The organism is Erwinia sp. JUb26 (genome assembly GCF_003751505.1).
Classification (GTDB): domain Bacteria; phylum Pseudomonadota; class Gammaproteobacteria; order Enterobacterales; family Enterobacteriaceae; genus Erwinia.
The window spans coordinates 92,491-104,840 of the sequence record NZ_RJVB01000012.1; the positions used below are offsets into that span (position 1 = coordinate 92,491).

Here is a 12,350-nt window from a genome sequence, read left to right on the forward strand (position 1 = left end):
AGTTGATGCGCTATTGTTTGTGCTTCTGTGGCGGAAATAACGTAAATTTTAGCCGTACATTCTTATCAAGGAGCGGTAATGAGCTATCAGGTAGAAAACGTACTGCACGCGCAGACCGAACTGGGCGAATGCCCGCTGTGGGATACACAGCAGCAGGTACTGTGGTTTGTCGATATCCTGGCCCCGGCGCTGCATCGCTTCGATCCGGCCAGCGGCGAACATCAGGTCTGGCCGGTTGCGGAAGATATCGGCTGCATCGGTCTACGAGACGAAGGTGGACTGATTGCGGCCCTGCGCAGCGGGGTGTGTTTCCTCGATGAACAGGGGAACATCATCCGGCGGATCGCCGACAATCCCGGTGAGGCGGCGCGGAGCCGCTTTAACGATGGCCGCGTCGATCCGTTCGGCCGCTTCTGGTGCGGCAGCCTGTGGGAACCCCAGGATCGCAACGGCGGCAAACTGTGCCGCGTAGACGAGAAGCTGCGGCTGACGGTACAGGCGGAAGATATCAAAATCTCCAACGGGCTGGCATTTTCACCCGATCGCCGCTGGATGTACCACACCGATACGCCGAACGGCGTGATGTACCGCTATCCGCTCGATGCCGCAGGCGAGCCGGGCGAGCGGCAGGTGGTCAGGCACTTTATCCAGCAGCAGGGCGGTTTACCGGACGGGGCCGCCGTGGACAGTGAAGGCTTCTACTGGTCGGCGATGTTCGACGGCCAGCGGGTGATTCGCCTCGACCCGACCAGCGGCGACATTGTCGATGAGATCCCGCTGCCGGTACGCTGGCCCACCATGGTGGCGTTTGGCGGCCACGATCTGAAAACGCTGTATATCACCAGTTCGCGTGAGAACCGTACCGCCGAAGAGCTGGCACAGTATCCGCAGTCCGGCGATCTGTTTGCCGTGCGGGTTAACGTTGCCGGCCTGCCCGAGCCGCGCTTTATCCAGCAATAAAAAAAACCGCCGTCGGTCAGGACGGCGGTTCATCGTCTTCACACTATCAGGCGTGCTGCAGCTCTTTTTTCTGCTCCGCGCTGGCATTTGGCATACGGATAATCGCCGACATCAGCAGTGATACCACCAGCAGCGCCATAATCAGGCTGAAGGTCACCATAAAGCCGCCAAATAGGGAGGCGATGAGCGAACCGAGCACGCTACCGATACCGAAGCCGAGATAAATCACGCCGTAGTTTTTGGTCAGGTTATTAAGCCCGAAGAAATCACTGACCAGCGACGGATAAACGGTAATGGTGCCGCCGAAGCTGAAGGCCACGCAGGCCACGGCAATAAAGAAGGTCGTTTCATTCATGCTGCTGAACAAAAGAATACTCATGCCGCACAGGGAGACGACCTGCGCCAGGCTAATCACCCGGATACGTGCCACTTTATCGGACATAATACCCAGTATCAGACGACCGCTCAGGTTAGCGATAGCGATGATGGTCACCGCGCTGGCGGCGGTCTGGCCGCTTAGGTGAACCAGACTCTCACCGATATCCTTCGCCACGCCAATCACATACAGACCGCTCATGCACGCCGTCAGGAACATCAGCGCCAGCATCCAGTACTGCGGCAGGCGCATGGACTCTGCCAGCGTATAATCACGAGCCGGCTGAACGCCGCTGGTGGCTGAAGCCTTCTGCAGCGGTGCATCCTTCATCATCAGTGAACCCAGCACGATCATGCTCATCGCCAGGCCGCCCCAGATAATAAAGGTGGTTTCCAGGCTGTTGACGCTGAGCAGGTAGCTACAGATAAATTTGAAGCCCAGGCTGCCCAGTCCGTAAGCGCCGATCGAGCAGGCGGAAATCAGCCCTTTACGCTCCGGGAACCACTTCACGCAGTTAGACAGGGTAATCAGATAGCCTGCACCATCCGCCAGGCCGACCAGCACGCCCGCCGTGAGGTACAGCATAAACAGATTATCCGCCTGCGAGGTCAGCATCAGACCGGCGGCCATCAGCAAACCGGCGGACAGCGTGACCTTGCGTACGCCAAAACGCTCCTGCAGCTTCCCGGCAACGGAAGAGGCAAGAGCCAGGCCGAGGCTTAACAGGCCAAAGGAAAACGCCACCTTACTAATCGGCGCATCCAGCTTGCTGGACAGCTGGCCGTTAAACAGGCTCCAGGTGTAAACCGAACCGAGGGCAAACTGGGTAATGATGGTGCCAATCAGGGTTAACCAGCGGGTGCGGTTAACGCTGTTGCTTAGGGTTGGTGTGCTCATGAATTTCTCCCAATGGGAAGGCTAAGAATCTTTAAATTGGGGAAATTTTAAGCCTGCCTGCGATAGCCACGGCGGAAAAGGGCATGAAGTGCCGCGTTCAGGGAATGAAATGCATGGATCGCGACATGAATGACATTTTGCCGCGTCTTGAACGGCTGGAGGATGAAGTAACTATATTGATTTAAATCAATTTTTTAAAAATTACCAGCCCTGGCGTATGAAGTCAATGAGGGGATGTGGGGTTAACCATAGTGAGGGTTTCTGTGGGCCACAGGCTTGAGTTCGTTTATCAGATTGACGTCAGATAAATGCGATATCTGCTGCTAAATTTATCTTAGGATAATGTGAGGTCGAAATTATTTTCACTGTGGTGCTATATCGGTGCTATATCGGTGCTTATTAATTTATTTTTTTATATAGTAAAAAATCCAATTATCACTGTTTCTTTTTTTTATTATTAATTTTGTGTGGTAAGTCTAAAATAGTTAACATTTTCTTTTGTTAAATGATGCTTAAAACAGGGTTTTATTAAGATGTTTCTTGTTAATCATCCTGTTTTAAAATTTTCATGATGTTTGTCAATTTTATATTAATTTGATGTATTGTTTTGTGATTGATTTTTAATTCGATTCATTACTCTGCGTTTATGATGGTTTTAGCGTGTTGATGGCCATTTTACGACGGTTTTTTTGATGTGCAGAGGATTAGTGTCTTAAATTATTGAGGTTTTTCTGGGTTTATTATTTAGATTCACAAATTTGATTAATGAAGTCTGAATGCACTACTATCGGCCGAAAGGAAATTAAGGCAGTAATTCATCCATGGCGATATCACAGAGGGACTTATGAGCGACAGCTTCCAGAAGGAAATACCCAAAGCACGTATTAACCTGAAACTCGATCTGCATACCGGCGGTGCCAGTAAGAAGATGGAATTACCGCTGAAATTACTGGTAGCCGGTGATTTCAGCAACGGGCAGGAAACGGCACCGTTATCCGAACGCAGCAAAACGAATATTAACAAAAATAATTTCAACAGCGTGCTGGCTGACTATGCGCCATCGGTCAATATCACCGTTGAAAATACCCTGGCCGGAGACGGCAGTGAAGAAAACATCCCGCTCACCTTCCGCAATATGAAGGATTTTACCCCCGAACAGGTAGCCCGCCAGATACCCCAACTGAAGGCCATGCTGGCCATGCGTAACCTGCTCCGCGATCTGAAAGCCAATCTGCTGGATAACCAGAACTTCCGCAAAGAGCTGGAGAAAATCCTGCTCGACCCGGCGCTGAGCAACGAACTGCGCGGTGAACTGTCAGCGATGGTGCCGGAACAGGCATAACGGTCGCAGTGATTAATGGATTAACAAGAGAATATGCTGATGTCTGTACAAAATGAGAATGCCCCTTCTGCGGGAAGCGAAACCCTTGAGCGCCCGCAGGCGGGCGGCGTTTATGCCTCCCTGTTTGAAAAAATCAACCTTCATCCGGTTTCCACCCTCAGCGCACTGGATATCTGGCAGGATGCGCAGGCGATGTCCGATGCCACCGCCGATGAGCGCCTGACGGCCGGGTTGCAGGTGTTTCTGGAGCGCCTGCGTGAGGCGGGCACCCGTGTTGAAAAGCTGGATAAAGCACTCATCGATCACCATATTGCCGAGCTGGACTTCCAGATTGGCCGCCAGCTGGACGCGGTGCTGCATCATCCTGAGTTCCAGGCCGTTGAGTCACTGTGGCAGGGGGCCAAATCGCTGGTGGATAAGACCGATTTCCGCCAGAACGTCAGGATCGAGCTGCTGGATTTGTCGAAAGAGGATTTGCGCCAGGACTTTGAGGACGCGCCGGAAATTATCCAGAGCGGTCTGTATCTGCAAACCTACGTGGCGGAATATGACACCCCGGGCGGCGAACCGATTGCCGCGCTGATTTCCGCCTGGGAATTTGACGCCTCGGCGCAGGACGTCGCGCTGCTGCGCAATATCTCCAAAGTCTCCGCCGCTGCCCATATGCCGTTTATCGGCTCCGCTGGTCCGGCATTCTTCCTGAAGGAGTCGATGGAAGAGGTGGCGGCCATCAAGGATATCGGCAACTACTTTGACCGTGCCGAATACATCAAGTGGAAATCCTTCCGCGACACCGACGACTCGCGCTATATCGGGCTGGTGATGCCGCGCGTACTGGGCCGCCTGCCGTACGGACCGGACACCGTGCCGGTGCGCAGCTTCAACTACGTGGAAGAAGTGAAAGGTCCGGACCACGACAGATACCTGTGGACCAACGCCTCGTTCGCCTTTGCCGCCAACATGGTGCGCAGCTTTATTGATAACGGCTGGTGCGTGCAGATCCGCGGCCCACAGGCGGGCGGGGCGGTGAAAGATCTGCCGATCCACCTGTACGATCTGGGCACCGGCAATCAGGTGAAAATCCCGTCGGAGGTGATGATACCGGAAACCCGCGAATTCGAATTCGCCAACCTCGGCTTTATCCCGCTTTCCTACTACAAAAACCGCGACTACGCCTGCTTCTTCTCGGCCAACTCGACGCAGAAACCGGCGCTGTACGACACCGCCGACGCCACCGCCAACAGCCGGATCAACGCACGGCTGCCGTACATCTTCCTGCTCTCGCGCATCGCCCACTACCTGAAGCTTATCCAGCGCGAAAACATCGGTACCACCAAGGATCGCCGCCTGCTGGAGCTGGAACTGAACGCCTGGATCCGCGGACTGGTGACCGAGATGACCGACCCGGGAGACGAGCTGCAGGCTTCACACCCGCTGCGCGACGGCAAAGTGGTGGTGGAAGATATCGAAGACAACCCGGGGTTCTTCCGCGTGAAGCTGTATGCGGTACCGCACTTCCAGGTGGAAGGGATGGATATCAACCTGTCGCTGGTTTCGCAGATGCCGAAAGCGAAAGCATAAGGGCGTTGAATGAGAACGGAACAACCGTTATGGGGCCGGGGCATTATGCTCTCGCCCCAGCATTTTCAACAGCAGGCAGCTAACGCGGCCTGGTCTGCAGAATGTATTGCCCGCATGGGGCTGTGCCATCCTTGGGGCGTGATAGAGGCCTCATTCGAAGATGATGCGTTGACGCTGGGCCGCCTGCAGGCCCGCCGTTTGCACATTCGCTTCCAGGACGGAACATTAATTGACACCAACAATGCCGATGCGCTTCCCCCGGTGTTACCGCTGGAAGGGGAAGAGCATGAAACGTTAGTATTGCTTGCGCTACCGCTGCTGCGGGCCAACGGCAACAATTGCCTGAAACCCGAAGAAGTTGCCGAACGACCGGTACGCTATCGTCAGCGCTGGCGAGATATTCGAAACCAGTACGGTGATGACGATCGTCAGATTGCGGTGATGCAGCACGAGCTTTGTCTGCGTTTTTCCCATCAAAACAACAGTGACTATCTCACCTGTGCCGTGGCGCGCCTGCGTCAGGATTCGCAGGGGCTGTGGTCGCTGGATGACAGCTTTCTGCCGCCGATGCTCACCCTGCAAAGCAGCCGCTGGTTAGTGCAACAGCTCGATCAACTGATGACCCAACTGAGCGCTCGCCTGACGAGGCTGATGGCCATGCGTCGCGAAAGTAACGCGCGAATGGCGGATTTCGCCGTCGCTGACGTATCACTGTTTTGGTTGCTGAATGCGCTTAACGGGGCCGAGCCGGTGCTGGCGCAGTTTCTGCAGTTTCCACAGAGTGCACCGGAGCGGTTGTACCCTGAACTTGCCCGGCTGGCTGGCAGCCTGCTGACCTTCTCCCTGGAACACCAGAGCGGGGCGATTCCCCCCTGGCATCACGAACGGCCCAATGAGGTGTTTCCGCCACTGTTTGCTCTGCTGAACGACCTGCTGGAGGCTAGCCTGCCATCGCGCGTGGTGGCGATTGAACTCAGTCACGATAAGCGTATGCATCAGTGGCTGGCACGCCTGCAGGATCCACGCCTGCGTGATGGGGCAGATTACTACCTTTCGGTGCGTTCATCTCAACCGGTGGCGCAGCTGCTGGAGCAGTTCCCGCGCCAGTGTAAGGTCGGCAGCCCGGATTATGTCACCAGCCTGGTCAACGCATCCCGTCAGGGGATCCCGCTTAGGCCGCTCAGTCACGTTCCTGCCGCCATCCCGCTACGCCTGGAAAACCAGTATTTCTCACTGGATCTTTCCCATCCTGCCGCGCGGGAAATGCTGGAGAGCGGCAACTGTATGTTCTACACGCCGGGCACGCTGGGCGAGCCTGAACTTGAACTCTATGCGGTACTCAGAACATGAGCGATAGCAAACGTGGATCGGGCTCGTCCATCGATATTGATGGGTTGTTTCAGGATACCTGGCTGCAGGTTATCAGCTTGCGCCACGGGCCAAAATTTCAGGACGGAGAAGGCCACCTTCTCTGGCAGCGCTGCGTGACGGACGTTGAACGCGTACAGCTGTCGCTGAAGGCAGCCGGGCTGGATGAGGCCAGCTGTCAGCATATTCTTACTGCGCACTGTGCCCTGCTGGATGAGGCGGTAAAAAGCCGTGGCGTGCAGGATGATGCCTGCATGCAGTGGTATGACATGCCGCTACAGGGGCATTTTCTTGGCACCATTGAGGCGGGGGATACGCTGTGCGACCGCATGCGCGCCGTGCTGCGTGAACCCCGGCCCGATGCGGCGGTGTTAACCTGCTTTCACCGGGTGATGCTGCTGGGGTTTCTCGGGAGCTATCGCACGCTGAACGATCCGCAGCGTGAACAGCTGGTCAGCGCGTTGAGCGGGCAGGTTCCGCCCTTTACCGTTCGTTATGGCCATCCGGTATTAGAAAATGTCCATTCGTCGAGCCGGATTGGATCCGGTTTTTCATCCTGGCCCGTGCGTATCAGCGTGAGTGTACTGGTCCTCGTTGTGCTCTGGTGGGGGTTGGACCGATCGCTGGAAAGAATGCTGGCGACCCTGCTGCCGGGAGTTAACCCATGACTTCCGTGCAGCGCAGCGTGCTGGCGATATGGTCAGCGTTGCTGAGTGCCGTTGTATGCCTCGGGTTTTTGCCACTTTCGCCTCGTGCTGCGGCAGGACTAGCGCTGATTTGCATTGGTGGGATCGCAGCCGTCTGGTTTCTGGCTGCCCGCCGCAGAGTGCATAAGGCGGCGATCCGCTTCAATAATTTGCCGGATGCCAGCTGGCGGCAGCCGGTAGTGCTGGTATGTGGCGATCTTTCGCAGCCGTGGCCGCAGGCGTCCCCGGTGCTGACCCTGGCACAGGGCTGCTGGATCAGAGTCGACAACCCGCAGGATCTGGAACAGGTTGCCCGCCATCTGCTGTGGCTGCGGCCGGATTGGGGACGCCAGCTGTCGCTGATGGTGAGTGTCTGCCCGCAGCAGCAGAGCGACACGGAAACGCTGACTGGCCGTTTACTGACCCTGCGCTGGCAGCTCAGCCAGCTGCGCCGCGAAACAGGCTATGCGATCCCGCTGCTGCTGAGTGGCCAGCTGGGCTGCAGCATGATGATCGAAAGCCTGTGGCAGACCGCGATCGCCGATCAAGAGATCCACGTCTGGCGTGAGGGATCGCCTCCCGTATCCGTTGCGTCCTGGTTTGCCAGCGATGGCGCTCAGGCTATGCAGTCGCAGGCGATTTTCGGCAGTCTGTCTGCGTGGTTTAACCAGCATGTTGCCGCGGTATTTACCACTGAAAACCCGGATATCCCTGCTGTTTTACCTGTGGCGATCGTTTGGGGAGCTGGGCCTGCACTCACCGGAGCATTGCCGGAATCAGCCTGGATCAGCTGGCTGCGGCAGCACAGCGCGATGCGACAGGTCACCGGCTGGTATCCGTCTGAAAATAGCACCGACGCCTACAGCTTGCTGCCTGACTTTCTTTTGCCCCTGTTACCCCAGGGGCGCGGATTGACGCCGCGCCAGCGTGCTTGCCGTGCCGGGCTGGCTGCATTTACCTGTGCGGCGATAGTGGCACTGTCCTGCAGTGGCTGGAATAACCGCCAGCTGTTGCAGCGGCTGAGTTTCGATGTTCAGCACTTTTACCGGATAGCCAGCAGCGACCACGCCCGTAAAGCCGAGGCGGTACAAACCCTGAAGCAGGATGCCGCGCAGTTGGATGAATGGGCACGCAACGGCGCACCGATGCGTCTGGGGCTTGGGCTGTATCGGGGGGAACGCCTGCGTCTGCCAGTTTTGGCGGCGATTCGCTCCTACAGACCACCAGCCGCCCCGCAGAAACCGATACCGGAGACCCGGCCAGAAATCGCGCCGCAAATCGTTCGCCTCGACAGCATGTCGCTGTTCGACTCCGGTCAGTCCAGGCTGAAAACCGACTCCACCAAAATGCTGATTAACTCCCTGGTTGGCATCAGGGCGAAGCCGGGCTGGCTGATTGTGATCAGCGGATACACCGATAACACCGGCAGCCCGGGGCTTAACCAGGCGCTGTCGCTGAAGCGTGCCGAAGCGGTACGCAACTGGATGCGTGACACCGGCGATCTGCCGGAAAGCTGTTTTGCGGTGCAGGGCTATGGTCAAAATCGCCCGATCGCGAGCAATGATACGGCGGAAGGGCGAGCGCTCAACCGCCGTGTCGAAATCAGTCTGGTACCGCAGGCAGATGCCTGTCAGATACCGGGCAAAACCCCAACGTCATCTCAGGATGATGACGTATCACCACACAATGGAGAGTAATTCAATGGCAATTCCTGTTTATCTTTGGCTGAAGGACGACGGCGGTGCGGACATTAAAGGATCCGTTGATGTTAAGGATCGTGAGGGCAGCATCGAGGTGGTGGCGCAGGAGCATAACCTGTACATCCCGACCGATAACAACACCGGCAAGCTGACCGGTACCCGCATTCATACCCCGTTCCTGTTCACCAAGGAAATCGACTCCTCTACGCCGTACCTGTACAAGGCCGTGACTACCGGCCAGACCCTGAAGTCTGCGGAATTCAGATGGTACAAAATCAACGACGCGGGCCAGGAGGTGGAGTATTTCAACACTAAGCTGGAAAACGTGAAGCTGGTGAAAGTTGCGCCGAAAATGCACGACATTAAAGATCCGGCCTACGAGAAGCATAACCACCTCGAGCAGATTGAACTGCGCTACGAAAAAATCACCTGGACCTACAAAGACGGCAACATCATTCATTCCGACTCCTGGAACGAACGCGCCACCGCGTAAGCCTCTGGCGGGCAGGTCTCCTGTCCGCCTTTTTTTGTTTTTGCCGAGCGCCTGTTGCCACGGGCGCTCGGCAAAAATCACCATCCGAAAATTCGACCTGATGCGCTATAGGCACTTTGCACAAAGAAAAGCGATGGGCGGTAGCGTGTCTGAAGGTCCCTGACAGCGAGTGAACTCACATGGAAAATCCCGCAATTCTGCTGCGTCGTCTTAACCCTTACTGTGCCCGCGCCATGGAAGGGGCGGCTTCTTTATGCCAAACCCGCGCCCATGCGGAAATCATGCCAGAACACTGGTTGCTGAAACTGCTGGAGCAGGGGGAGGGGGATCTCACCGTGCTGGCGCGCCGCTACGAGTGGGATGTGGACGGAATGTGGCAGGCGCTGCTGGACTGGATGGATAATCTGCCGCGGTCGGTGCGCGGCCGCCCGCAGCTGTCGGAAAATATTCAGGTGCTGATGCAGGAAGCCTGGCTGCTGGCTTCGCTTGCCGGGGAAGAGCAGATTCGGGGTCAGCACCTGCTGATGGCGCTGGCGGGAAAACCAAAACTGCTGCGCTGCGATGGGCTTTGGCCGCTGCTGACGCTGGGGCAGGTTCAGATCGAACGTCTGCGCCCGTTACTGGATGCGCAGTCGGATGAGCGCCCGGATGTCCAGCTGGAAGAAGAACGTATCGCCGGCAGCGAGGTGGAGTTTGTCGGCCAGGCGGTATCCTCGCCGGTGCAGGACGGCGAATTGTCACCCGCACTGCAGAATGCGCTGGATAAATTCACCCTCGATGTGACTGTCAAAGCCCGGGAAGGCCAAATCGACCCGGTATTTGGACGCGAGACTGAAATCCGCCAGATGGTGGATATTCTTTCCCGCCGCCGTAAAAACAACCCGATTCTGGTCGGTGAGCCGGGCGTAGGCAAAACGGCGCTGGTGGAAGGACTGGCGCTGCGCATTGCGGAAGGAAACGTACCGGAAAGCCTGAAGCCGGTGAGCCTGCGTACGCTCGATCTCGGGCTGTTACAGGCCGGAGCGGGGGTCAAAGGTGAATTTGAGCAACGGCTGAAAAACGTTATTACTGCGGTGCAGCAGTCCCCGACGCCGGTACTGCTGTTTATTGATGAAGCGCACACGATTATCGGTGCCGGGAACCAGGCGGGCGGCGCGGATGCGGCGAATTTGCTGAAACCTGCGCTGGCCCGCGGCGAACTGCGCACCATCGCGGCGACCACCTGGAGCGAATACAAGCAGTATTTCGAGCGTGACGCGGCGTTGGAGCGTCGCTTCCAGATGGTTAAGGTCGACGAGCCGGATGACGATACCGCCTGCCTGATGCTGCGAGGCCTGAAATCCCGCTATGCAGAACATCATGGCGTACACATCACCGACGATGCGGTGCGCGCGGCGGTGAGCCTGTCCCGCCGCTATCTGACCGGGCGCCAATTGCCGGATAAAGCCGTTGACCTGCTCGATACGGCGGCAGCCCGTGTGCGCATGAGTCTGGATACGGTACCGGAAGCACTGACTGAATACCGGGCAAAGCTCACGGCGCTGGATGTGGAAAAACAGGCGCTGCTGGAAGATATCGCGCTCGGCGGCAGCGATCGCAGCGACAGGCTGGCGGTCATCGAGCAGCAGCAGGTTGCCCTGATCGTCGAGCTGGACGAGCGGGAATCGCAGTATGGGCGAGAGCTGGCGCTGACAACACAATTGCTTGAGGTGCGCCAGAACGTCAACCGTCGGACGGAAATCGCTGCGCTACAGCAGCAGCTCTCCGCGCTTCAGGATAATACACCGCTGCTGACCCCGGACGTTGACACCCGCACGGTCGCTAACGTGATTGCCGACTGGACCGGCGTGCCGCTGTCTTCATTAATTAAAGACGAACAAACGGAACTGCTGACCCTGGAAAACGAGATCGGCAAACGCGTGGTTGGGCAGGAAGTATCGCTCAACGCCATCGCTCAGCGCCTGCGCGCTGCCAAAACCGGCCTCACCACCGAGAACGGCCCTCAGGGGGTGTTCCTGCTGGTCGGGCCAAGCGGCGTGGGTAAAACCGAAACCGCGCTGGCGCTGGCGGACGTTCTGTACGGCGGCGAAAAGTCGCTGATCACCATTAACCTTTCCGAGTATCAGGAACCGCATACCGTATCGCAGCTGAAAGGCTCACCGCCGGGCTACGTCGGCTATGGGCAGGGCGGCATTCTGACCGAAGCGGTACGTAAACGCCCCTACAGCATCGTACTGCTGGATGAGGTGGAAAAAGCTCACCGCGACGTGATGAACCTGTTCTATCAGGTATTCGACCGGGGCTTTATGCGCGATGGCGAAGGGCGGGAAATCGACTTCCGTAATACGGTGATCCTGATGACCTCCAACCTGGGCAGCGAACTGCTGATGCAGGGAGTTGAGGACGATCCAGAGGTAACGGAAAGCACCCTGCATGAACTGTTGCGCCCGTTACTGCGCGACCACTTCCAGCCCGCGCTGCTGGCCCGTTTCCAGACGGTGATTTTCCGTCCGCTGGATCAGGAAGCGATGCGGACCATCGTACAGATGAAGCTGGAGCAGGTGAGCAAGCGCCTGCACCGGCATTACGGACTGAATACGCACATTGCCGACAGCCTGTACGATGCACTGACCGCCGCCTGCCTGCTGCCGGATACCGGTGCGCGCAATGTCGACAGCCTGCTCAATCAGCAAATTTTGCCGGTCCTGAGCCAGCAGTTGCTGAGCCATATGGCGGCGAAGCGTAAACCACAAACGCTGATGCTCGGATGGTACGAAGAGGACGGAATCGTGATGGAATTTGATGGCGATGCGGCAGAGGCAGAGGGAGAACGGCTATGAGCACCAATCCCACGATAACATTCAGCCACAGCCATCATCTGCTGGCGGTGAGAGGGTGTCAGCCTGAGCTTGATGTGCTGGCCTTCGAAGGCGATGAAGCCCTGAGC

General features: G+C 57.1%; 9 protein-coding genes. 8 read left to right on the forward strand and 1 reads right to left on the reverse strand.

Going from position 1 to position 12,350, the window contains the following annotated elements; all coding sequences use genetic code 11:
• The first annotated feature begins 78 nt into the window (after positions 1 to 78).
• Positions 79 to 960 (forward strand): SMP-30/gluconolactonase/LRE family protein, encoded by an 882-nt coding sequence (locus tag EC836_RS23600; protein ID WP_123337734.1) that lies wholly within the window; start codon positions 79 to 81, stop codon positions 958 to 960.
• A 46-nt stretch (positions 961 to 1,006) separates the two neighbouring features.
• Here the strand turns inward: EC836_RS23600 and EC836_RS23605 are convergent, their stop codons facing one another.
• Entirely contained in the window at positions 1,007 to 2,233 is a 1,227-nt protein-coding gene (locus EC836_RS23605; RefSeq protein WP_123337736.1) for an oxalate/formate antiport family MFS transporter, read from the reverse strand.
• 844 nt (positions 2,234 to 3,077) lie between these two features.
• Between EC836_RS23605 and tssB the strand changes: the two genes are divergently transcribed.
• The 7 genes from tssB (at position 3,078) to tssH (ending at position 12,243) form a co-directional block, all read left to right on the forward strand.
• Positions 3,078 to 3,575: a type VI secretion system contractile sheath small subunit gene (gene tssB / locus EC836_RS23610; protein WP_123337738.1), complete on the forward strand. Its 498-nt coding sequence runs from the start codon at positions 3,078 to 3,080 to the stop codon at positions 3,573 to 3,575.
• A 33-nt stretch (positions 3,576 to 3,608) separates the two neighbouring features.
• Positions 3,609 to 5,156, forward strand: a complete 1,548-nt coding sequence (tssC, locus tag EC836_RS23615; RefSeq protein WP_123337740.1) for a type VI secretion system contractile sheath large subunit — start codon at positions 3,609 to 3,611, stop codon at positions 5,154 to 5,156.
• A 9-nt stretch (positions 5,157 to 5,165) separates the two neighbouring features.
• A complete protein-coding gene (gene tssK, locus EC836_RS23620) occupies positions 5,166 to 6,506 on the forward strand; it encodes a type VI secretion system baseplate subunit TssK (RefSeq protein WP_123337742.1) in 1,341 nt (446 codons plus the stop codon).
• Complete coding sequence (gene tssL / locus EC836_RS23625; RefSeq protein WP_123337744.1) at positions 6,503 to 7,192, forward strand: type VI secretion system protein TssL, short form; 690 nt, start codon at positions 6,503 to 6,505, stop codon at positions 7,190 to 7,192. The genes tssK and tssL overlap by 4 nt, the downstream gene beginning before the upstream one ends.
• Complete coding sequence (locus EC836_RS23630) at positions 7,189 to 8,907, forward strand: OmpA family protein (protein WP_123337746.1); 1,719 nt, start codon at positions 7,189 to 7,191, stop codon at positions 8,905 to 8,907. Before tssL ends, EC836_RS23630 begins: the two co-directional genes overlap by 4 nt.
• 4 nt (positions 8,908 to 8,911) lie before the next feature.
• Positions 8,912 to 9,403 carry a type VI secretion system effector Hcp gene (hcp, locus tag EC836_RS23635; protein WP_123337748.1) on the forward strand — a complete coding sequence of 164 codons (492 nt, stop codon included), beginning with the start codon at positions 8,912 to 8,914 and terminating at the stop codon, positions 9,401 to 9,403.
• A gap of 179 nt (positions 9,404 to 9,582) precedes the next feature.
• A complete protein-coding gene (tssH, locus tag EC836_RS23640) occupies positions 9,583 to 12,243 on the forward strand; it encodes a type VI secretion system ATPase TssH (protein WP_123337750.1) in 2,661 nt (886 codons plus the stop codon).
• The last annotated feature ends 107 nt before the right edge of the window (positions 12,244 to 12,350 follow it).